Annotated in this window: 23 protein-coding genes and 2 tRNA genes; 18 read left to right on the top strand and 7 right to left on the bottom strand. The window is 71.3% G+C overall.

The window, feature by feature from the left end:
- Positions 1–69 precede the first annotated feature (69 nt).
- Positions 70–372 carry a hypothetical protein gene (locus BS75_RS14245; protein ID WP_034088488.1) on the bottom strand — a complete coding sequence of 101 codons (303 nt, stop codon included), beginning with the start codon at positions 370–372 and terminating at the stop codon, positions 70–72.
- 447 nt (positions 373–819) lie between these two features.
- Here BS75_RS14245 and BS75_RS14240 point away from each other — a divergent pair, with 447 nt between their 5' ends.
- On the top strand, positions 820–1803 hold the full coding sequence (locus BS75_RS14240; protein WP_034088487.1) for a phospholipase D-like domain-containing protein: 984 nt from the start codon (positions 820–822) through the stop codon (positions 1801–1803).
- A 38-nt stretch (positions 1804–1841) separates the two neighbouring features.
- Here BS75_RS14240 and BS75_RS14235 read toward each other — a convergent pair whose 3' ends face one another.
- Positions 1842–2435: a nicotinamidase gene (locus BS75_RS14235; RefSeq protein WP_034088486.1), complete on the bottom strand. Its 594-nt coding sequence runs from the start codon at positions 2433–2435 to the stop codon at positions 1842–1844.
- A 166-nt stretch (positions 2436–2601) separates the two neighbouring features.
- A complete protein-coding gene (locus tag BS75_RS14230; RefSeq protein ID WP_034088485.1) occupies positions 2602–3957 on the bottom strand; it encodes a nicotinate phosphoribosyltransferase in 1356 nt (451 codons plus the stop codon).
- Between the two features lie 189 nt (positions 3958–4146).
- On the opposite strand from BS75_RS14230, the gene clpS reads away from it, so the two are divergent.
- The 8 genes from clpS to BS75_RS14195 all read left to right on the top strand — a co-directional run bounded on the left by clpS (position 4147) and on the right by BS75_RS14195 (position 8519).
- Positions 4147–4449 carry an ATP-dependent Clp protease adapter ClpS gene (gene clpS, locus BS75_RS14225; RefSeq protein WP_034088484.1) on the top strand — a complete coding sequence of 101 codons (303 nt, stop codon included), beginning with the start codon at positions 4147–4149 and terminating at the stop codon, positions 4447–4449.
- 45 nt (positions 4450–4494) lie between these two features.
- Positions 4495–5064, top strand: coding sequence for a DUF2017 domain-containing protein (locus BS75_RS14220; protein ID WP_034088483.1), 570 nt, complete (start codon positions 4495–4497; stop codon positions 5062–5064).
- 41 nt (positions 5065–5105) lie between these two features.
- Positions 5106–5534 (top strand): Mov34/MPN/PAD-1 family protein, encoded by a 429-nt coding sequence (locus BS75_RS14215; RefSeq protein ID WP_034088482.1) that lies wholly within the window; start codon positions 5106–5108, stop codon positions 5532–5534.
- 141 nt (positions 5535–5675) lie between these two features.
- Positions 5676–5780: a putative leader peptide gene (locus BS75_RS51910; protein ID WP_331281424.1), complete on the top strand. Its 105-nt coding sequence runs from the start codon at positions 5676–5678 to the stop codon at positions 5778–5780.
- Positions 5781–5868: 88 nt separating this feature from the next.
- Positions 5869–6147, top strand: a complete 279-nt coding sequence (locus tag BS75_RS14210) for a MoaD/ThiS family protein (RefSeq protein ID WP_034088481.1) — start codon at positions 5869–5871, stop codon at positions 6145–6147.
- A complete protein-coding gene (locus tag BS75_RS14205) occupies positions 6147–7115 on the top strand; it encodes a PLP-dependent cysteine synthase family protein (protein ID WP_034088480.1) in 969 nt (322 codons plus the stop codon). Before BS75_RS14210 ends, BS75_RS14205 begins: the two co-directional genes overlap by 1 nt.
- A 239-nt stretch (positions 7116–7354) precedes the next feature.
- Complete coding sequence (locus tag BS75_RS14200; RefSeq protein ID WP_034088479.1) at positions 7355–7555, top strand: helix-turn-helix transcriptional regulator; 201 nt, start codon at positions 7355–7357, stop codon at positions 7553–7555.
- Positions 7556–7772: 217 nt separating this feature from the next.
- A complete protein-coding gene (locus tag BS75_RS14195; RefSeq protein WP_034088478.1) occupies positions 7773–8519 on the top strand; it encodes an MBL fold metallo-hydrolase in 747 nt (248 codons plus the stop codon).
- Positions 8520–8586: 67 nt separating this feature from the next.
- Here the strand turns inward: BS75_RS14195 and BS75_RS14190 are convergent, their stop codons facing one another.
- Entirely contained in the window at positions 8587–9888 is a 1302-nt protein-coding gene (locus tag BS75_RS14190; RefSeq protein ID WP_034088477.1) for a PTS transporter subunit EIIC, read from the bottom strand.
- 183 nt (positions 9889–10071) lie between these two features.
- Between BS75_RS14190 and BS75_RS14185 the strand changes: the two genes are divergently transcribed.
- The 3 genes from BS75_RS14185 to rdgB all read left to right on the top strand — a co-directional run bounded on the left by BS75_RS14185 (position 10072) and on the right by rdgB (position 11813).
- On the top strand, positions 10072–10308 hold the full coding sequence (locus BS75_RS14185; RefSeq protein WP_034088476.1) for a glucose PTS transporter subunit EIIB: 237 nt from the start codon (positions 10072–10074) through the stop codon (positions 10306–10308).
- A gap of 144 nt (positions 10309–10452) precedes the next feature.
- Positions 10453–11178 carry a ribonuclease PH gene (gene rph, locus BS75_RS14180; RefSeq protein WP_034088475.1) on the top strand — a complete coding sequence of 242 codons (726 nt, stop codon included), beginning with the start codon at positions 10453–10455 and terminating at the stop codon, positions 11176–11178.
- Positions 11179–11183: 5 nt separating this feature from the next.
- Positions 11184–11813 (top strand): RdgB/HAM1 family non-canonical purine NTP pyrophosphatase, encoded by a 630-nt coding sequence (gene rdgB, locus BS75_RS14175; RefSeq protein ID WP_034088474.1) that lies wholly within the window; start codon positions 11184–11186, stop codon positions 11811–11813.
- A gap of 55 nt (positions 11814–11868) precedes the next feature.
- Here rdgB and BS75_RS14170 read toward each other — a convergent pair.
- Positions 11869–11954 (bottom strand) — tRNA-Leu (locus tag BS75_RS14170).
- 253 nt (positions 11955–12207) lie between these two features.
- On the opposite strand from BS75_RS14170, the gene BS75_RS14165 reads away from it, so the two are divergent.
- Positions 12208–13950: a pyruvate dehydrogenase gene (locus BS75_RS14165; RefSeq protein ID WP_034088473.1), complete on the top strand. Its 1743-nt coding sequence runs from the start codon at positions 12208–12210 to the stop codon at positions 13948–13950.
- Between the two features lie 63 nt (positions 13951–14013).
- Here BS75_RS14165 and BS75_RS14160 read toward each other — a convergent pair whose 3' ends face one another.
- Both BS75_RS14160 and BS75_RS14155 read right to left on the bottom strand, forming a co-directional pair.
- Positions 14014–14805 (bottom strand): VOC family protein, encoded by a 792-nt coding sequence (locus BS75_RS14160; RefSeq protein WP_034088472.1) that lies wholly within the window; start codon positions 14803–14805, stop codon positions 14014–14016.
- A 181-nt stretch (positions 14806–14986) separates the two neighbouring features.
- Positions 14987–15058 (bottom strand) — tRNA-Arg (locus BS75_RS14155).
- 138 nt (positions 15059–15196) lie between these two features.
- Between BS75_RS14155 and BS75_RS43345 the strand changes: the two genes are divergently transcribed.
- The 5 genes from BS75_RS43345 (at position 15197) to thrC (ending at position 21493) form a co-directional block, all read left to right on the top strand.
- Positions 15197–15589, top strand: a complete 393-nt coding sequence (locus BS75_RS43345; RefSeq protein ID WP_042437211.1) for a response regulator — start codon at positions 15197–15199, stop codon at positions 15587–15589.
- A 133-nt stretch (positions 15590–15722) separates the two neighbouring features.
- Positions 15723–17384, top strand: coding sequence for an arginine--tRNA ligase (gene argS, locus BS75_RS14145; RefSeq protein WP_034088471.1), 1662 nt, complete (start codon positions 15723–15725; stop codon positions 17382–17384).
- 149 nt (positions 17385–17533) lie between these two features.
- The gene (gene lysA, locus BS75_RS14140) at positions 17534–18928 is read left to right on the top strand and encodes a diaminopimelate decarboxylase (protein WP_034088470.1); all 1395 of its coding nucleotides are present in this window, start codon (positions 17534–17536) and stop codon (positions 18926–18928) included.
- 139 nt (positions 18929–19067) lie between these two features.
- Complete coding sequence (locus BS75_RS14135; protein WP_034088469.1) at positions 19068–20351, top strand: homoserine dehydrogenase; 1284 nt, start codon at positions 19068–19070, stop codon at positions 20349–20351.
- Between the two features lie 5 nt (positions 20352–20356).
- Positions 20357–21493, top strand: coding sequence for a threonine synthase (thrC, locus tag BS75_RS14130; RefSeq protein ID WP_034088468.1), 1137 nt, complete (start codon positions 20357–20359; stop codon positions 21491–21493).
- The last annotated feature ends 189 nt before the right edge of the window (positions 21494–21682 follow it).

The following is a 21682-nucleotide window of genomic DNA, read 5'->3' as shown; positions in this document are numbered from 1 at the left end:
GGTGGTGCGGTGGTGCGGTCGTGCCGAGTGCTCGCGGTTCGCGGAGCACCGGGTCCCCCGTCCCGGTGTTCAGCGGCGGGCGCCGGCCTTCTGGCGGACGGACCCGACGGTCGGCGAGCCGGTCCGTGCGGCGCCCGGCGCGGTGCCGGGTCGGTTCCGCGCCACCAGCAGGCTCTGCCGGTCGGCCGCCGCATGCCGCGCGGGGGCGGTGATCGCGAGGGCCGCGGCGATCGTGCCGAGGGTGATCCCCAGGATCGCCACCAGGGCGGTGGTGAGCAGGCTGTGGGTGCCGGTGGCAGCGAGGAGAGCGACCGTGGCGATGACGACTGCGAGCGTGCCGTAGCAAATCTGAGCGGGGGTCAGGCGGGGCATGGCTGTTCCGTCCTTCGCAGCGGGGGAGAAGGGGGTTTCCTCCACGATGTACCCGGCCCGGAGGATAGGTGACCCTCACTCGGACCCCTGGGGGGAGGGGCACGGGGGGCGCACGGACTCATCGAACAGGCGGACGTTTTGCATATGCCGCAGGCCTGCGCCCGAGCGGAGGCCGCACAGGAGCACGGAGGTCCGGTTCTGTCCCGGCTTGCGCAGTTTTTTCGTGAGCGCTCAGATGTCGGCGGCGTACGCCGGAGTGCGCCGTCCGAGCGCCCCTTTCGAGCGCCCCCGGCTCCGGGCCGGGCCGCCGCGAAAGCGAACGGGGCCACCATCAAATGGACATGTCATGTTAATCAAGTTGGCGTCCTCCGGTTCGTACGCCCATGGTCTTCTGGACCGCGCGGGCCGCCCGGCCTGACGAAGCGTCAAGTGTTCAGGGAGACAACCATGAAGCGTCTGTCCGCCCGTCGTACCGGGGTCGTGGTCGCGGCCTGTGCCGCCGCGCTGGCCACTGCCGTCCCCTCGCATGCCGCCGACGCCTACTCGGCCTTCGCCTTCAATCTCGGCAGCAGCGAGCCGACCATCTACTCGTTCATCAACTCGGCCACCACCTCGCTCGACATGACCATGTACGAGCTGAAGGACACCACCGCGGTGAACGACCTGATCGCCCGGGAGAAGGCCGGCGTGAAGGTCCGGGTGATCCTCGACCGCGAGGAGACCTCCACCAACGCCTCGGCCTACTCGGCCCTCAAGGCCGCCGGGGTCGGCGTCGTCTACTCCTCCTCCGCGTTCACCTACACCCACCAGAAGACCATCACCGTCAACGACGACGAGTCGCTGATCCTGACCGGCAACCTGACCTCGGAGTACTACCCGACCAGCCGTGACTACGGGGTCTTCGACAGCGACCTCAACGACGTCAACGCGATCGAGAAGGTCTTCGCCGCCGACTACGCCCACACCTCGATCACTCCGAGCGACGGCGACAACCTGCTCTGGTCGCCGACGACCTCCGAGAGCCGACTGCTCTCCGTCATCAACGGCGCGACCACCACGCTGGACGTCGAGGAGGAGGAGTTCAGCGACAGCGCCGTGGTCGACGCCATCGCCAACGCCGCCGAGTCCGGCGTCACCGTGCGGGTCGTCCTGGAGGACCCCTCCGACTACTCCTCCGAGGTGCAGAAGGTCGAGGACGCCGGCGCCACCGTGGTCGGCTACTCCTCCAGCACCGGCTTCTACATCCACGCCAAGGCGATCGTCGCGGACTACGGACTGTCCACCCAGGTGGTCGAGGCCGGTTCGATGAACATCACCTCCAACTCGCTGGAGGACAACCGCGAGCTGGGGATCATCCTGAGCGACTCCGGGGTGGCCTCGGTCATCGAGAACGCCTTCGACAGCGACTACGCGGGCGGCACCCCCGCCTGAGCCGGGGAGGGCCGGGCCCCGGCGGTCCCGGTCGGCGCTCAGCCGGCCAGGACCACCGGGGTGCCGGTCAGCTGCACCCCGGCCGCCTGCATCTGCTCCAGCGCGGCCTCGGTGGTCTCCTTGGCCACGCCCGCGGTCAGGTCCAGCAGCACCCGGGTGGTGAAGCCCTCGCGGGCGGCGTCCAGGGCGGTGGCCTTCACGCAGTGGTCGGTGGCGATGCCCACCACGTCCACCTCGGTCACCCCGCGCTCGCGCAGCCAGCCGGCCAGTGACTCGCCGTTCTCGTTGCTGCCCTCGAAGCCGCTGTAGGCCGCCGCGTACGCGCCCTTGTCGAAGACGGTCTCGACCGCGCCGGAGATCACGGCGGGGGCGAAGTTGGGGTGGAAGCCGATGCCCTCGGTCCCGGCGACGCAGTGCGGGGGCCAGCTCCTGACGTAGTCCGGAGCGTCCGAGAAGTGGTCGCCCGGGTCCACGTGGTGGTCGCGGGTCGCCACCACGTGCGCGTATCCGGGCGCGGCCTCGCCGACGAGGTCGGTGATGGACGCGGCAACCTCCGAGCCCCCGGCGACGGCGAGGCTGCCGCCTTCGCAGAAGTCGTTCTGCACGTCGACGATGATCAGGGCGCGGTGCATCGGTGACCTCGCTTCGGAAAATACGGGCGTTGGAGAGAGCGTAGGGAGCGGGCGGGACGCGGGGGAAGAGTGACGCATGCGACTTCCGCCACCCGGGCCGGACCGCGACCCGACCGTGACCCGGCCGCGTTCCCGCCGCGGCCGTGGGCGGCCCCCGACGGGGCCGTCAGCCGGCGTGCCCCGATCGGGTGACGTACTCGGTCGGGATCACCGGCTCACCCTTCGACAGCTGGGTCGCCGACATCGGCAGCTGCTCGCGCGAGCGCAGGTGCCGGGCGCGGGCGTCGGCCAGCGGCTCGCGTCCGACGATCTTGCCGCCCTCCACCAGCGGGCGGTGCAGCAGCCGGTCGGTGAGGTCCTGCGGCACCGGCCCCACGCCGACCACCTCGGCCTCGGCGACGCCCTCGGCGTCCAGCCGACGTGCTCCCCACTTGCGCCCGCCCCGGCTGGCCTTGGCCCCGGCAGAACGTTTCGCCACCGGCACCAGCGGCGCGTCGGGGTCGGTCGAGGAGGCCCGGGCCACCAGCTTGTAGACCATCGCGCAGGTCGGCTGCCCGCTGCCGGTGACCAGCGAGGTGCCGACCCCGTAGCCGTCGACCGGCGCGGTGCCCAGCGCCGCGATGGCGTACTCGTCCAGGTCGCTGGTGACGGTGATCCGGGTCTTGGCCGCCCCCAGCTCGTCCAGCTGCCGGCGGACCCGGTGCGCCAGCATCAGCAGGTCGCCCGAGTCGATCCGGACCGCGCCCAGGTCGGGGCCGGCCACCTCGATGGCGGTGCGGACCGCCTCGGCCAGGTCGTAGGTGTCGATCAGCAGGGTGGTGCCGCGCCCCATCGACTCGATCTGCGCGGTGAAGGCGTCCCGCTCGCTGTCGTGCAGCAGGGTGAAGGCGTGGGCGCTGGTCCCGGTGGTCGGCAGCCCGTACTGGAAACCGGCCTGGAGGTCGGAGGTGGCCGCGAAGCCGGCCACGTAGGCGGCGCGGGCCGCGGACACCGCCGCCAGCTCGTGCGCCCGGCGGGCGCCCATCTCGATCAGCGGGCGGCCGCCGGCCGCGGCGGACATCCGCGAGGCGGCGGCGGCGATGGCCGAGTCGTAGTTGAGGATCGACAGGATCGCCGTCTCCAGGATCACCGCTTCGGCGAAGGTGCCCTCGACCACCATGACCGGCGAGCCGGGGAAGTAGCACTCGCCCTCGCCGTAGCCGCGGATGTCGCCGGTGAAGCGGTAGTCCGCCAGCCAGGCCAGGGTGGCGTCGTCGACCACCCGCTGGTCGGACAGCCAGTCCAGCTGCGGGGTGGTGAAGCGGAAGGCCTCCACCGCGTCCAGCACCCGGCCGACCCCGGCGGTGACGCCGTAGCGGCGGCCCTCGGGCAGCCGTCGGGTGAACACTTCGAAGACCGAGTGGCGCTGGGCGGCGCCGCTGCGCAGGGCCGCCTGCAGCATGGTCAACTCGTAGCGGTCGGTGAGCAGCGCGGTGGAGTCGGCACGCGCGGGGGCACTCGGCGGGAGGGGAGCGGCGTCCATGGGGATGATGCTACCGCCATCTCGTCACTTTGACGATTTCTCGACGGGCGTGCCCCGGATCGCTTCGGGATCCCCCGGATGGCAGCATGGGAAGGTACGGCAAACGGTCCCGCCGGGCCCGATCGCACCGCCGTCCCCGGCCGGACCCGAACCGGTCGAACCCGAACCCCCCGAACAGGAGCCACCGCCGTGAGCGTCGCGCCGGTCGAGATCGAGCGCACGGAGTCGGAGTCGACACCCTTCGCGGTGCAGGAGCCCGACGTTCCCTGGGTGACGATCGTCCACAACGACCCGGTGAACCTGATGACGTACGTGACCTATGTCTTCCAGTCGTACTTCGGCTACTCCAAGGACAAGGCCCGTGAGTTGATGATGGATGTGCACCACAAGGGACGGGCCACGGTCTCCAGCGGCAGTCGTGAGGAGATGGAGCGCGACGTCCAGGCCATGCACGGCTACGGGCTGTGGGCCACGCTGCAGCACGACAAGTGACGCTCGCGTCCGACCGACTCTACGAAAGGCGTCACGGAACCTCCCATGTCCGGACTGTTCAAGCCCGACCGCCGCGGTGGGGCCTCGCTCACCCTCGATCCGACCGAGGCGTCCATCCTGCGCAGCCTCGTCGTCCAGATGCTGGAACTGATCGGTCCCGGCGACGACCCGTCCGAGAGCGACGACCCGCTGGCGCGGCTCTTCGCCACCGGCCCCAGTGAGCCCCCGGACGACCCGGCCCTCGCCCGGCTCTTCCCCGACGCCTACGGCGAGGGGCCGGACGCGGCCGAGCAGTCGGCCGAGTTCCGCCGCTTCACCGAGAACGACCTGCGGGCCCGCAAGCGCGAGGACGGGCTGGCGCTGGTCCGCAGCATCGACCGGGCGCCGACCGGGCGCCGGGGGCGGATCGAGCTGGCGCTCGAACCCGAGGACTGCCGGCACTGGCTGGGCGCGCTGAACGACCTGCGGCTGACCCTGGGCAGCCGACTGGAGGTCGGCGACGACGACACCTCGCTGTACGAGCTGCCGGACGAGGACCCGACCAAGCCGCTGACCATGGCCTACCTCTGGCTGGGCGGGCTCCAGGAGACCCTGCTGGAGGCGCTGATGCGCTGAGCGCCCGGCGGCGGCCTCCGGGCCCGGCCTATCCTGGCGCCATGCTGATCATCACGCGCGAGCTGCACGACCGGATCCTCGCCCACGCCCGGGCCGACCACCCCGACGAGGCCTGCGGCGTCGTCGCCGGGGCGGCCGGCGGCGGCCGCCCCGAGCGCTTCATCCCGATGCTGAACGCGGCCCGCTCGCCCACCTTCTACGAGTTCGACTCCGGCGACCTGCTCAAGCTCTACCGGGAGATGGACGACCGGGACGAGGAGCCGGTGATCGTCTACCACTCCCACACGGCGACCGAGGCCTACCCCTCCCGCACCGACGTCTCCTACGCCTCCGAGCCCGAGGCCCACTACGTGCTGGTCTCCACCGCCGACTGCGGCAGTGACGAGGGGCCGTTCCAGTTCCGCTCGTACCGGATCGTGGACGGCGTGATCACCGAGGAGCCGGTCGAGATCGTCGAGAGCTACAGCTGAGGCGGGCCCGGGGGGAGTGCGGGGGCCGGAATCTCGGACACCGACCTGTTCACAGGCGAAGTTCTCGCGATATGGGACGGAAACGACCGCTGGCTGAGACGGGCATCCCGTCCACGGCCCGGGAATCGATACCATGACCGCATGCGTTCCCTCGATGTGAGCACTCCGGCCGCAGGCATCCGCCTGGTGGCGCGGCTGCACGTCGACCTGTGCCGCCTCGCCAGTGCGATCTGTCGCGCCGTCTGAGCTCAGCGCGGCACCCACGCCCGCTCCGCCCGCGCCACCGGCCGGGCGGCCCCTGCTTTCCCGACCCGCCACCCCCTGGAGTGCAGTCATGGCCATCGAGGTCCGCATCCCCACCATCCTCCGCACCTACACCGACGGCGCCAAGGCGGTCGAGGGCAGCGGCAGCACCCTCGGCGACCTGTTCACCGACCTCGACGCCCGCCACCCCGGCATCCGGGCCCGGCTGGTCGACGCCGGCGAGCTGCGCCGCTTCGTCAACGTCTACCTCAACGACGAGGACGTCCGCTTCCTCGACGGGATCAACACCGCGGTGGCCGCCGGCGACAGCGTCACCATCCTTCCGGCCGTGGCCGGCGGTTCCGTCTGATGCGCTACGACACCCCGCTCGACGCCGTCGGCAACACCCCCCTGGTCGGCCTGCCGCGCCTCTCGGCGGGCATCCCCGGCAACGAGTCGGGTGTCGTTCGCCTCTGGGCCAAGCTGGAGGACCGCAACCCCACCGGCTCGATCAAGGACCGTCCGGCGCTCCACATGATCGAGCGGGCGGAGGCCGAGGGCCGGCTCACCCCGGGCTGCACCGTCCTGGAGCCGACCAGCGGCAACACCGGCATCTCGCTGGCCATGGCGGCCAAGCTCAAGGGCTACCGGATGGTCTGCGTGATGCCGGAGAACACCAGCGAGGAGCGCCGCGAGCTGCTCCGGATGTGGGGCGCCGAGGTCATCCCCTCGCCGGCGGCCGGCGGCTCCAACACCGCCGTCCGGGTGGCCAAGGAGCTCGCCGCCGAGCACCCCGACTGGGTGATGCTCTACCAGTACGGCAACCCGGACAACGCCGGCGCGCACTACGCGGGCACCGGTCCGGAGATCCTGGCGGACCTGCCCACGGTCACCCACTTCGTGGCCGGTCTGGGCACCACCGGCACCCTGATGGGCGTCGGCCGCTACCTGCGGGAGAAGGTCCCCGGCGTCCGGATCGTCGCCGCCGAGCCGCGCTACGACGACGTGGTCTACGGGCTGCGCAACCTCGACGAGGGCTTCGTCCCCGAGCTCTACGACGCCTCGGTGCTGACCACCCGTTTCTCGGTCGGCTCGGCCGACGCGGTGCGGCGGACCCGGGAACTGCTGCAGCAGGAAGGTATCTTCGCCGGTGTCTCGACCGGCGCGATCCTGCATGCCGCGCTCGGCGTCGGCCGGAAGGCCGTGCAGGCCGGGGAGCGCGCGGACATCGTCTTCGTGGTCGCCGACGGCGGCTGGAAGTACCTGTCCACCGGCATCTACACCGCCGAGACCACCGAGCAGGCGGTCGAGGCCCTGCAGGGCCAGCTCTGGGCCTGACCGACGCCGCGCTCCGGCCCACGCTCCGACGGCGGCGGGCGGCAGGACCCCTTCCCGGGGGGACTCCGCCCGCCGCCGTTTCCGTGTCCGTTTTCTGACCCGAAACCGTCACAGGTCGACGACAGAGGGCCTTCCCTCCGCTTGCCCCCCGCTCCGTCGGCAAAAGCTTGAGGCAGACCGACCGGCCGGCGCTGAGGACAGATCGGCGCTGGTCACGCGCACAGCGGAGGAGGGGCTCGATGAGTCCTGGCACAGGTGAACTCTGGTCCTACATCGAGGTAGCCGCGCATCTCGGGGTCAGACCGGAGACGGTGAAGTCCTACCGAAGACAGGGTGTCCTGCCCGAGCCGGACGTGATCAGCGTCCTCGGACGGCCCCGGTGGTACGCCGACACCATCCGCGCCTGGAGCGCCCGCCGCCCCCGGAACCGCGACCGCTGAGCGAGGACGCCGGTAGGCCACCCCGATCCGCGGACACCGGAGGGGGACACCAGTACGGGGGGAGCGCGCGGCTCCCCCCGTACTGGTGATTCCGACCACAACCGGCCCCGCGGACGGCTGCGAATCCACAGCTCCGCCTTACTCTCGACTCTCACGCAGTGAAGCTCCTGCGCAGCGGAGCGCAGCAGTGGCACGAGCAGCAGGCGGAGGACGCGGCATGGACCTGACCGTGGTGGGAAGCTCGGGGAGCTTCCCGTCGGCCGACTCGCCCTGTTCCTGCTACCTGGTCGAGGCCGACGGCTTCCGACTGGTGATAGACCTCGGCAACGGCGCGCTGGGCGCGCTCCAGCGCTACTGCGACCTCTACGCGGTGGACGCGGTGCTGCTCAGCCACCTCCACGCGGACCACTGCGTCGACATGTGCGCCTACTACGTCGCCCGCAACTACCGGGTGGGCGGCTGTCCGGCGCCGCTGCCGGTGCTCGGTCCGCACGGCACCGCCGAACGGCTGGCCCGCGCCTACGACATGGACGAGCACCCGGGGATGAAGGAGGTCTTCGAGTTCGGCACCCTGGAAGAGGGAACGTTCCGGCTCGGACCGCTGAGCATCACCGCGACCCGGGTCGCGCACCCGGTCGAGGCCTACGCCTTCCGGGTCGAGCACCGGGGCCGCTCCTTCGTCTACACCGGTGACACCGGCCCCTGCGAGCAGCTGGTCGAGCTGGCCCGGGACACGGACCTGCTGCTCAGCGAGGCCGCGTTCACCCACGGCAAGGAGGACATCCCGGACCTCCACCTGACCGGCCGCCAGGCCGGCCAGCACGCCGCCCGCGCGGGCGTGCGCCGACTGGTGCTCACCCACATCCCGCCCTGGACCGACCCGGAGCGCAACCTCGCCGACGCGGCGGAGGTCTACCCGGGCCCGGTGGAGCTGGCCCACCCCGGCGCGGTCTACCGCTTCTGAAGCCTCCGGCTCCGCGGCCGCGCGAAGGCCCGGACCACCGGGCCCGGGCCTTGCTGACGGGACGTCGCTACTTGACGTTCTCGATCTCCAGCTCCTCGGCGTCGTCCTCGCGGCCCGGGGTCTTCAGGTCGAACTTGGTGATCACGACCCGGAAGAGCGTGTAGTACACCACCGCGAAACACGCGCCGATGGGAATGATCAGCAGCGGTTTGGTGGCCAGGCTGAAGTTGATGACGTAGTCGATGAACCCGGCCGAGAAGCTGAATCCGTCGTGCACGCCCAGGCCCCAGGTGACGGCCATCGACACACCGGTGAGCACCGCGTGGATCCCGTAGAGCACCGGGGCGATGTAGAGGAACGAGTACTCGATCGGCTCGGTCACGCCGGTGACGAAGGAGGTGAGCGCGACCGAGATCATCATCCCGGTCACCTCCTTGCGGCGGCTGGGCTTGGCGCAGTGGGCGATGGCCATGGCGGCGGCCGGCAGCGCGAACATCATGATCGGGAAGAAGCCCGAGGTGAACTGGCCGGCCGTCGGGTCACCGGCCAGGAACCGGTTGATGTCGCCGTGCACGACCTGGCCGTCGGGCTTGGTGTAGTCCCCGAACTGGAACCAGACGAAGGTGTTCAGGAACTGGTGCATGCCGACCACCAGCAGCGCGCGGTTGGCCACGCCGAAGATGCCGGAACCGGTGGAGCCGAGCCCGGTCAGCCAGTTGGCGAAGTGGTCGAGCGCGTTGCCGATCGGCGGCCAGACCCAGAGGCAGAGGACGGCGAAGACCAGCGCCACCCCGGACATCACGATCGGGACCAGTCGGCGGCCGTTGAAGAAGCCCAGCCAGTCCACCAGCTTGACCCGGTGCAGCCGCTGCCAGAAGTAGGCGGACAGCAGCCCGATGACGATCCCGCCGAAGACGCCCGGGTTCTGGATGGTCGGCGGGGCCACTGCGCTCCAGGGGCCGGCCGCCGGGCCGGTCACGCAGACGCCGTTGTTGAGGGTGGTTCCGGCGGTCTTGCACTTCGCGAAGACCTGAAGGATGTTGTAGTAGACCAGGAACCCGGCCACCGCCGCCAGCGCGGTCGAACCGTCCGCCTTCTTGGCCATGCCGATGGCCACACCGACCGCGAACAGCAGCGGCAGGCCCAGGGAGCCGTTGAGCAGCGCGCCGCCGGCCCCGCCGAAGACCTGGACCAGCTTCTCAGGGAAGTGCCACGAGGTGTGGATGTCGTCCTGGCCGAGCCGGTTCAGGATGCCGGCGGCGGGGAGTACGGCGATCGGCAGCTGGAGGCTCCGCCCCATCTTCTGCAGGCCGCCCACCAGGCCCTGCCACCACTGCTGCTGCGGGGCGACGGCGTTCGCCGAACTCATGGACTCTCCTTGTCTGGCGCGCGTAGGGACCGGGATCCCCTCATCGTCATCCTGGGTGAGCCGGGTGATCTTTGCGAGCAAAGCTGGGCCAACCGTGCATTACTTGGAGAATGCGGACGAAAAGGGCAGTCTGACGGACTGTCCGACGGTCGACGCACTTGGGCGAGAACAGGAGCTGACAACATGCCCACTAAGGCTGAGAAGATCGTCGCGGGCCTCGGCGGCATCGAGAACATCGAGGAGGTCGAGGGCTGCATCACCCGGCTGCGCACCGAGCTCCGCGACCCCTCCAAGGTCGACGAGAAGGCGCTGAAGGCGGCCGGCGCGCACGGTGTGGTCAAGATGGGCACCGCGGTCCAGGTGGTGATCGGCACCGACGCCGACCCGATCGCCGCCGACATCGAGGACATGATGGACTGACGGGTCCGACCGGGCGGTCCCGCCGGGCCCCGGGCGGGGTGTCGGGACCGCCCGACCGACCGGCGCGTCCGCCGCCGGTCACGCGCCCGTGCGCGCGCTCCGGCCCGCGCCGACGAGGGCATTCGCACCCGATAGGGTCGAACCATGACACGCATCGACGGCCGAACCGACGACCAGCTCCGCCCGATCACCATCGAGCGCGGCTGGAGCAAGCACGCCGAGGGGTCCGTGCTGGTCTCCTTCGGCGACACCCGGGTCCTGTGCACCGCGAGCGTCACCGAGGGCGTGCCCCGCTGGCGGCGCGGCAGCGGGGAGGGATGGGTGACCGGCGAGTACTCGATGCTGCCGCGCGCCACCAACACCCGGAACGACCGCGAGTCCGTCCGCGGCAAGATCGGCGGCCGGACCCATGAGATCAGCCGGCTGATCGGCCGCTCGCTCCGCGGCGTCGTCGACACCCGCGCGCTCTCCGAGAACACCATCGCCATCGACTGCGACGTGCTCCAGGCCGACGGCGGCACCCGTACCGCGGCGATCACCGGCGCCTATGTCGCGCTGGTCGACGCGGTCCGCTGGGCGCAGGCGAAGAAGATCACCCGCTCCAAGGCCGAGCCGATCGTCGGCGCGGTCAGCGCGGTGAGCGTGGGCATCGTCGGCGGGGTGCCGATGCTGGACCTCTGCTACGAGGAGGACGTCCGCGCCGAGACCGACATGAACATCGTCTGCACCGGCGAGGGGAAGTTCGTGGAGGTCCAGGGCACCGCCGAGGGCGCGCCCTTCGACCGGGCGCTGCTCGACCAACTGCTCGACCTGGGGCAGCTCGGCTGCGCGGAGCTGGACGCCATCCAGCGCAAGGTGCTGGAGGGCTGACCGGCATGGCCGACACCACGGACCGCACTCCCGCCCTCCGGCTGATCCTGGCCACCCGGAACGCCCACAAGGTCGGCGAGCTGCGCGCGATCCTCGGCGCAGCCGGCCTGGACGTCGAGCTGGTCGGCGCGGACGCCTATCCCGAGGTCCCCGACGTCCGCGAGACCGGGGTCACCTTCGCGGAGAACGCCCTGCTCAAGGCGCACGCCCTGGCCCGGGCGACCGGCTGCCCGGCGGTCGCGGACGACTCCGGGCTGTGCGTGGACGTCCTCGGCGGGGCGCCGGGCATCTTCTCCGCCCGCTGGGCCGGTGCGCACGGCGACGACAAGGCCAACCTCGACCTGCTGCTGGCCCAGCTCGGCGACATCGCGCCGCCGCACCGCGCCGCGCACTTCGCCTGCGCCGCGGCCCTGGCGCTGCCCGACGGCACCGAGCGGGTGGTCGAGGGACAACTGCGTGGCACCCTGCGCTTCGAGCCGGCCGGCGCCAACGGCTTCGGCTACGACCCGGTCCTCCAGCCCGACGGCTACGAGGTGACCTGCGCGGAACTGACGCCGGAGCAGAAGAACGAGATCAGTCACCGGGGCAAGGCCTTCCGGGGCCTGGTCCCGGTGCTCCGCGAACTGCTGGGCTGACAGCGGAGACAGCGGAGGGCTGCCCGGTGCACACCGGGCAGCCCTCCGCTTCGAGTGCGGCCGAAGGGACTCGAACCCTCACAGGGAATCACCCCCACCCGATCCTAAGTCGGGCGCGTATGCCAGTTCCGCCACGGCCGCGAACGCTGTTGCATGATACCGCCGGAGCGCCACCCCGACGCAGCCGGAAGGCCTCGCGCGTGCCGCGCGGCCGGGCCGCTGCCGCCGCCGACCATGACCGACCGTCAGGGGCCGTGTCGTGCGCGAGTTCGACCGGCGATCGACCGGCGGCCTCGCTAACGTGGGGCCGCGAGGTGCAGATGCCCGCACCCGGTCGGCGGATCGCGACGGAGCCCGCACCGGACCGGGGCCCGAGGCTGGAGAGGTGGCAGGCGTGGCAGGTCGGACCGTGGCCGAGCAGTTCGTCGACGGGTTGGTGCAGGCGGGGGTCGAGCGGATCTACGGGGTGGTCGGCGACAGCCTGAACCCGGTGACCGACGCGGTCCGCCGGCGGGACGGGATCGAATGGGTGCAGGTCCGGCACGAGGAGGTCGCGGCATTCGCGGCCAGTGCCGAGGCGCAGCTCACCGGCAGGCTGGCGGTGTGCGCGGGGAGCTGCGGCCCGGGCAACCTCCATCTGATCAACGGGCTCTACGACGCCCAGCGGAGCATGGCCCCGGTCCTCGCCCTGGCCGCGCAGATCCCGAGCAACCAGATCGGCACCGGCTACTTCCAGGAGACGCACCCGGACCGGCTGTTCGCCGAGTGCAGCCACTACTCGGAGCTGGTGACCGAGCCGGCCCAGATGCCCAGGGTGCTGCAGACCGCGATCCAGCACGCGCTCGGCCGGTCGGGGGTGGCGGTGATCAGCCTGCCGGGCGACGTGGCCGGGCAGGAGGCGGTCGCCGGTCCGGTCCGGCCGTCGCTGCCGGACCGTCGGCCGACCGTCCGGCCGGGCGAGGCCGAGCTGGCCGAGTTCGCCCGGATGGTCGACGAGGCGGAGAAGGTCACCCTGTTCTGCGGCAGCGGGACGGCCGGCGCGCACGCCGAGGTGATGGCCTTCGCCGAACGGGTGAAGGCCCCGGTCGGCCACGCGCTGCGGGGCAAGGAGTGGATCCAGTACGACAACCCCTACGACGTGGGCATGTCCGGGCTGCTCGGCTACGGCGCCGCCTACGAGGCCACCCACGAGGCCGACCTGCTGGTGCTGCTGGGCACGGACTTCCCCTACAACGCGTTCCTGCCCACCGACGTCAGGATCGTGCAGGTCGACGTTCGGCCGGAGCACCTGGGCCGGCGCTCCCGGCTGGACCTCGGCGTCTGGGGCGACGTCGGCGAGACCCTGCGCGGGCTCACCCCCAGGGTGGCCGCCAAGACCGACCGCCGCTTCCTCGACCGGATGCTGAAGAAGCACGCGGACGCGCTGGAGGGCGTGGTCGGCGCGTACACCCGGAAGGTGGACAAGCACCGGCCGATCCACCCCGAGTACGTCGCCGCCGTCCTCGACGAGGAGGCGTCCGCGGACGCCGTGTTCACCGTCGACACCGGCATGTGCAACGTCTGGGCCGCCCGCTACATCAGCCCCAACGGCCGCCGCCGGGTGATCGGCTCCTTCACCCACGGCTCCATGGCCAACGCGATGCCGATGGCCATCGGCGCCCAACTGGCCCTGCCGGGACGGCAGGTGGTCTCGATGTCGGGAGACGGCGGCTTCTCCATGCTGATGGGCGACCTGTTGACCCTGGTCCAGCGGCAACTGCCGGTCAAGGTCGTGGTGTTCAACAACTCCGCGCTCGGCATGATCGACCTGGAGATGATGGTCGACGGGCTGCCCCCGCACGCCACCCGCTACCAGCACACCGACTACGCGGCCATCGCCGACGCCGCCGGGGCGCGGGGGATCCGGGTCGAGGACCCGGGGGAGCTGCGGAAGGCGCTCCGCGAGGCGCTGGACCACCCGGGCCCGGTCGTCCTCGACGTGGTCACCGATCCCGCCGCGCTCTCCATCCCGCCGCACGTCACCGCCCAGCAGATCGGCGGGTTCGCGCTGGCCGGAGCCAAGATGGTGCTGGACGGCGGAGTCGGCCGGATGGTCGACCTGGCCCGCAGCAACCTCCGCAACATCCCGCGCCCGTAGCGCCGGGGCACACGTCGGCCCGGCCGGTACCCACCGGCCGGGCCGAAGCCGTTCTCCCGTGCGTCAGGGCAGCGCGGGCGCGCTGGTGGCGACGACGGCGAAGGCGGCGCCCTGCGGGTCCTGGACGACCGCCATCCGACCGACCTTGTCCATGTCGAAGGCCGGCACCAGCACCGTCCCCCGCGCCCGGACCAGCGCGTCGACGGTCGAGTCGACGTCGTCCACGGCGAAGTTGGTCAACCAGTGCGGGGGAGTCCCGGCCTCGAAGTTCTCCAGGCCCTGCAGACCGCCGATGGTGCGTCCGTCCACCTGGAACCCGGTGAACTCCGGCATCTCCGGCATCGGCGCGGCCCGGAGACCGGCCACCGCCTCGTAGAAGGCCGCCGCCCCGGCCGGGTCCGAGGTGTTGAGCTGGCTCCACACCAGGGCGCCGGGCTCGTTCACGATCTGGGCGCCCGGGAACTGCAGCGGCTCCCAGGCTCCGAAGGCCGCACCCTGCGGGTCCAGCGCGACCAGCATCCGGCCCAGCTCGCCGACGGCCATCGCGGGCGCCAGCACCTGGCCGCCGTTGGCGGTCACGGCCTCCTGGGTCGCCGTCGCGTCGCGGACCGAGAGGTAGGTGGTCCAGGTGGGCGGCGGCAGCGGACTGCCGTCCATCGACATGGCCTTCATGATCCCCGCGACCGGCTTGCCCAGCAGCGTGCACACGGCGTATCCGCCGAACTCCTCCGGGCCGACCTCGCCCTGCCAGCCGAAGAGGTCCCGGTAGAAGTCCAGGGCGGCCTGCTGGTCCGGGACCATGAGGTCGACCCAGCACGGGGTGCCGGGTGCGTACGGAGTGGTGACGACAGGCACTGGTTGCCTCCGGGCGGTGCTGGACCTCGGGCGGTGGCCCGGGTCGGAGTCGGTCCCCCTCGGTCACCCTCCCCGTCCGGTGCCGCCCCCGCCACTCGGGAAAGTCGACCCGGAAAAGACCGAGGCCCGGACCGGCGAGTCAACCTCGCCGATCCGGGCCTCAACTGCACTTCTCGCGAAGTGCCCCCGGTAGGATTCGAACCTACGCACCCGCCTCCGGAGGGCGGTGCTCTATCCCCTGAGCTACGGGGGCCTGCCTTGCGACACGCAGAACACTACCAGTCCGTCACGGGTGCTTGCGCACACGTTTTCCGCGCGGCGCGGTCGTCCGGTCGAGTGGAAGTGCGGAAAGGGCGGACGAGGCGTCAGCAGCGCGCCTACCCTGAGTGATGTGTCGGGCGCCTCGGGGCGGGTCCTGGTTGTCGACGACAGTCAGGTGATTCGCCAGCTGATCAAGGTCAACCTGGAACTTGAGGGTTTCGAGGTCGTGACCGCCGCCGACGGTGCCGAGTGCCTGGAGATCGTCGAGCGGGTCCGGCCGGACGTGGTCACCCTGGATGTCCGGATGCCGCGGCTGGACGGGCTGCGGACGGCGGCACTGCTGCGGGCCGGCGCAGCCACCGGCCATCTGCGGATCGCGATCATCAGCGCCTGCGGGCCGGAGGAGCTCCAGCAGGGCGAGTCGGTCGGGGTGGACGGCTACCTGGCCAAGCCCTTCGAGCCGGTGGCGCTGGTCGCGCTGGTGCGGCGGCTGGCGGCGCTGTCGCGGAAGGGTGTGGGGTAGGCCCTGCGGCGCGGCGGCGTTCCGCTCTCGGCGAACAGGTCGGGTACGACGTTGCGCCAGCGGCCGGACACTCCCGTCTCAGCACCTAAACCTGTTGGCGGACTGCCCCCCTCTCTCGCCTACGCTTGCCCCTGTGACACCCGCAGAGCTTTCCCAGGCAGTCCAGTCCGCGATCAGTGCCGTCGTCGAGGCGGGCGACCTCAGTGTCGCCGTGCCGGAGACGGTCACGGTCGAGCGGCCCAAGAACAGGGACCACGGCGACTACGCCACCAATGTGGCCCTCCAGCTGGCGAAGGCGGCCGGTCGGCCGCCGCGACAGGTGGCCGAGCTGGTTGCCGCCCGTCTGCGAGAGCTGCCCGGGGTCGCCAAGGTCGACGTCGCCGGGCCGGGCTTCCTCAACGTCACCTTCGACGCCGCCACCCAGGGCGAGCTGGCCCGGAGCATCGTCGCGGCCGGCCCGGTGTACGGGCACAACGACGCCTTCGCCGGGCAGCGGATCAACCTGGAGTTCGTCTCCGCCAACCCGACCGGCCCGATCCACATCGGCGGCGTCCGCTGGGCCGCCGTCGGCGACTCGCTGGGCCGGATCCTCCGCGCCTCCGGCGCCGACGTCTCCACCGAGTACTACATCAACGACGCCGGTGTGCAGATCTCCAAGTTCGGCGGCTCGCTGTACGCCTCCGCCAACAAGCAGCCGGTCCCCGAGGACGGCTACGTCGGCGAGTACATCAACGACATCGCCGACCGGATCCTGGCCGAGAACGAGGGCATCCTCGACCTGCCCGAGGCGGAGCAGCGGGAGCTGTTCCGGAGCGAGGGCCTGCGGCTGATGGTCGGCGAGATCCAGAAGTCGATGGAGGAGTTCGGCGTCCACTTCGACACCTGGTTCTCCGAGGCGTCGCTGCACGAGTCTGGTGCGGTCGAGAAGGCCGTCGAGCGGCTGCGGGCGCAGGGCCACGTCTTCGAGCTGGACGGCGCGACCTGGCTGCGGACCACGGACTTCGGCGACGACAAGGACCGGGTCCTGATCAAGGCCGACGGGGAGAACACCTACTTCGCCTCCGACGCCGCCTACTACCTGAACAAGCGCGACCGCGGCAACGAGATCAACGTCTACATGCTGGGCGCGGACCACCACGGCTACGTGAACCGGCTCAAGGCCATCGCGGCGTGCGCGGGCGACGACCCCTCGCACAACATCGAGGTGCTGATCGGCCAGTTCGTGAAGATGCTGCGGGACGGCGAGGAGGTCCGCATGTCCAAGCGGGCCGGCAACATCATCACCATCGACGACGTGGTCGAGTGGATCGGCGTGGACGCCGCCCGCTACACCCTGTCGCGCTCCTCCACCGACTCCACCATCACCCTCGACATCGACGTGCTCACCAGCACCTCGAACGAGAACCACGTCCACTATGTGCAGTACGCGCACTCCCGGATGTGCTCCATCCAGCGCAATGCAGCCGGACTCGGCTTCGACAAGGGGTCCGCCGAGGACTTCAAGCCGGAACTGCTCAGCGAGGAGGCCGAGAACGAGCTTCTCGGCGCCCTTGGGGAGTTCCCGCGCATTGTCGCCAAGTCCGGTGAGCTGCGCCAGCCGCACCACGTCGCCCGCTACCTCGAGGAACTGGCCGGTTCGTACCACCGGTTCAACGACAAGTGCCGGGTACTGCCCCTCGGCGACGACGAGGTCACCGATCTGAACCGGGCCCGCCTCTGGCTGGTCGAGGCGACCAAGACGGTCATCGCCAACGGCCTGGCCCTGCTGGGCGTTTCCGCCCCCGAACGCATGTGATCCGCCGAGGGGCGGGCGGTCCTCCCGACCGCCCGCCCCTCGGTCGACCTGCCCGGCCGACTGGCTCGGCCGTCCGATCGACTCGGCCGGCTGCCGGCCGGCCCGACTGATTCGGCCGACTGCTCGGCCGGCAATGGAGACCAAGGAACATGAGCCGCTCCGCCCACCCCGCAGGCCCGCGCCACGGGGACGTCATGCCGGAGGGTCACTTCACCGCTCCGCCCGCCGACCTGAACCGGCTGGACCCCAAGGTCTGGTCGCAGACGGTCGTCCGTGACGCCGGCAGCGGCGTGGTCTCGGTCGGCGGCCTCGACGTCCAGGCGCTCGCCGAGGAGTTCGGCACCCCCGCCTACATCCTGGACGAGCAGGACTTCCGCTCCCGCTGCCGCGCCTGGCGCGAGGCCTTCGGCACGGACGCGGACGTCTACTACGCCGGCAAGGCGTTCCTCTCCCGGGCGATCGTCCGCTGGCTGCGGGAGGAGGGCCTGAACGTCGACGTCTGCAGCGGCGGGGAGCTCACCGTCGCACTGACGGCCGGGATGCCGGCCGAGCGGATCGCCTTCCACGGCAACAACAAGTCCGAGGCCGAGCTGGAGCAGGCCGTCGCGGCCGGGGTCGGCCACGTGGTGGTGGACTCCTTCGACGAACTGGTCCGGCTGTCCTGGATCGCCGAGCGCCACGGGGTCCGGCAGAAGGTGCTGATCCGGGTCACCGTCGGGGTCGAGGCGCACACCCACGAGTTCATCGCCACCGCGCACGAGGACCAGAAGTTCGGCCTCTCGCTCTCCGGCGGCCTGGCCGCCGAGGGCGTCCGCAGGGCGCTGACCCTGGACGGTCTGGAACTGGTCGGCATCCACTCGCACATCGGCTCGCAGATCTTCGACATGGCCGGGTTCGAGGTCGCCGCCCGCCGGGTGGTCGGCCTGCTCGCCGAGATCAAGGGCGAGCACGGCGTGGAGCTTCCCGAGATCGACCTCGGCGGCGGCCTCGGCATCGCCTACACCAGCGAGGACGACCCGCGCGAGCCCGCCGAGATCGCCAAGTCGCTGACCGAGATCGTCCGCCGGGAGTGCGCGGCGGCCGGGCTCACCCCGCCGCGGATCTCGGTCGAGCCGGGCCGCGCCATCGTCGGCCCGACCGCCTTCACCCTGTACCGGGTCGGCACCGTCAAGGAGCTGGAGGGGCTGCGCACCTACGTCAGCGTCGACGGCGGGATGTCGGACAACATCCGTACCGCCCTCTACGACGCCGAGTACAGCGTCGCGCTGGTCTCCCGGGCCTCGACCGCCGAGCCGATGCTGTCCCGGGTCGTCGGCAAGCACTGCGAGTCCGGCGACATCGTGGTCAAGGACGCGTTCCTGCCGGCCGACCTGGCCCCCGGCGACCTGGTGGCGGTCCCGGCGACCGGCGCCTACTGCCGGTCCATGGCCAGCAACTACAACCACGCACTGAAGCCTCCGGTGGTCGCCGTCTCGGCCGGTGCGGCGCGGGTGATCGTCCGCCGCGAGACGGAGGAGGATCTGCTGCGGCTCGATATCGGCTAGCGAAATATCCGTCTCAGAGTCTGGAACGGCCGAAGAATTCACCGTTCCGTCCCGGAGACTGGTGGGATCCCCGGGCCCGATGCACAGCACCGGGCCAACAGAATTCAGCCCTGAAGAACCAGTAGAGCGGAGTCGGACGATGCGCACACTTAAGGTAGCGCTCCTCGGTTGTGGAGTCGTGGGGACCGAAGTGGCTCGCATCATGACGACGCAGGCGGCCGACCTCGAAGCCAGGATCGGCGCCAGGGTCGAGCTGGCCGGGGTGGCGGTGCGCCGCGCCAACCGGCCCCGCCCCGGCGTCCCCGAGCACCTGCTCACCACGGACGCCACCGGGCTGGTGAAACGGGACGACATCGACGTGGTGATCGAGGTCATCGGCGGCATCGAGCCCGCCCGTTCGCTGATCCTCGGCGCCTTCGACAGCGGCGCCTCCGTCGTCAGCGCCAACAAGGCGCTGCTGGCGGCCGAGGGCGCGGCCCTCCACGCCGCGGCCGGCCGGGCCGGCGTGGACCTGTACTACGAGGCCGCGGTCGCCGGGGCGATCCCGCTGATCCGCCCGCTCCGCGAGTCGCTGGCCGGCGACAAGGTCAACCGGGTGCTCGGCATCGTCAACGGCACCACCAACTTCATCCTCGACAAGATGGACTCCACCGGCGCCGGCTACTCGGAGGCGCTGGAGGAGGCCACCGCCCTCGGCTACGCCGAGGCCGACCCGACCGCCGACGTCGAGGGCTTCGACGCCGCCGCCAAGGCCGCCATCCTGGCCGGGATCGCCTTCCACACCCGGGTCACCGCCGCCGACGTCTTCCGCGAGGGCATCACCGAGGTCACCGCCGCGGACATCGCCAGCGCCAAGGCGATGGGCTGCGTGGTGAAGCTGCTGGCGATCTGCGAGCGCTCGGCCGACGGCGCCTCGGTCACCGCCCGGGTCCACCCGGCGATGATCCCGCTCACCCATCCGCTGGCCAATGTCCGCGGCGCCTACAACGCGGTCTTCGTCGAGGCCGACGCCGCCGGGCAGCTGATGTTCTACGGACCCGGCGCCGGCGGCGCCCCGACGGCCAGCGCGGTCCTCGGCGACCTGGTCGCGGTCTGCCGGAACAAGCTGGCCGGTTCCACGGGACCGGGCGAGTCGGCGTACGCTCAGCTCACCGTTAACCCCATGGACGATGTAGTGACCCGCTACCACGTCAGCCTCGACGTCGCCGACAAGGCGGGCGTCCTGGCGCAGGTCGCCACCGTCTTCGCCGAGCACGGCGTGTCCATCGACACGGTCCGGCAGACAGGTCGGGAGGGCGACGCCTCACTTGTCGTCGTGACTCACCGCGCCGCCGACGCCGCGCTGTCCGCGACGGTCACCGCACTGCGCAGCCTGGACAATGTCCGCGGCGTTGCCAGCATCATGCGTGTCGAAGGGGAATGAACCCAATGAGCACCACCATCCAGGACCGTGGCCCCCGTACACACCAGTGGCGGGGCCTGATCGAGGAGTACCGGGACCGCCTCCCGGTCACCGCGGCGACCCCGGTCGTCACCCTGCTGGAGGGCGGTACGCCGCTCGTCCCCGCCCAGCTGCTCTCCGAGCGCACGGGCTGCGAGGTCTACCTGAAGGTCGAGGGCGCCAACCCGACCGGCTCCTTCAAGGACCGCGGGATGACGATGGCCATGTCCAAGGCCAAGGAGGACGGCGCCCAGGCCGTCATCTGCGCCTCCACCGGCAACACCTCGGCCTCCGCCGCCGCCTACGCGGTGCGGGCCGGGATGGTGTGCGCGGTGCTGGTGCCGCAGGGCAAGATCGCGCTCGGGAAGATGGGCCAGGCGCTGATCCACGGCGCGAAGATCCTCCAGGTCGACGGCAACTTCGACGACTGCCTGACGCTGGCCCGCGACCTCTCCGACAAGTACCCGGTCGCCCTGGTGAACTCGGTGAACCCGGTCCGGATCGAGGGCCAGAAGACGGCCGCCTTCGAGATCGTGGACATGCTGGGCGACGCCCCGGACATCCACGTCCTCCCGGTCGGCAACGCCGGCAACATCACCGCCTACTGGAGGGGCTACCGCGAGTATGCCCGCCCGTCGCCCGCCGCCACCCTTGACGGAGGGGCTTCGCCCCGCATCCTTCCTGGCGTGAGCTCGCGCACCCCGCGCATGTGGGGCTACCAGGCCTCCGGCTCCGCGCCGATCGTCGACGGTGCGCCGGTGCTGCAGCCGCAGACCATCGCCACCGCGATCCGCATCGGCAACCCGGCCTCCTGGGACTTCGCGCTCGCCGCGCGGGACGAGTCGGGCGGCCTGATCGACAAGGTCACGGACCGTCAGATCCTGTCCGCCTACCGGCTGCTGGCGGCCTCGGAGGGCGTCTTCGTGGAGCCGGCCTCGGCCGCGAGCGTGGCCGGCCTGCTGCAGGCCACGGAGCAGGGGCTGGTCGACCCCGGCCAGCGGATCGTCTGCACGGTCACCGGCAACGGGCTCAAGGACCCGGACTGGGCGGTGGCCGGCGCGCCGCGTCCCACCGTGATCCCGATCGACGCCACCGCGGCGGCGGAGCAGCTGAACCTCGCCTGAGCGCGGGCAGCGCTCCACGCGTACGACAGCGCTCCACGCGTACGACAGCGCTCCAGGAGTGCGAGGGCTCCGGCCCGCCGGACCACCGGCGGGCCGGGGCCCCGGTCGGCCCAAGGGCCGGTGCCGAGCTGGCACAGCGGCGTACCGACCTGTATACCTACTGCGCGACCGACGCGGCGCCCGACCTGT

The sequence above is a fragment of the Streptacidiphilus albus JL83 genome (genome assembly GCF_000744705.1).
GTDB lineage: Bacteria > Actinomycetota > Actinomycetes > Streptomycetales > Streptomycetaceae > Streptacidiphilus > Streptacidiphilus albus.
The sequence above is the reverse complement of the archived record's forward strand: the minus strand, read 5'-3'. Positions and strand labels throughout refer to the sequence as shown.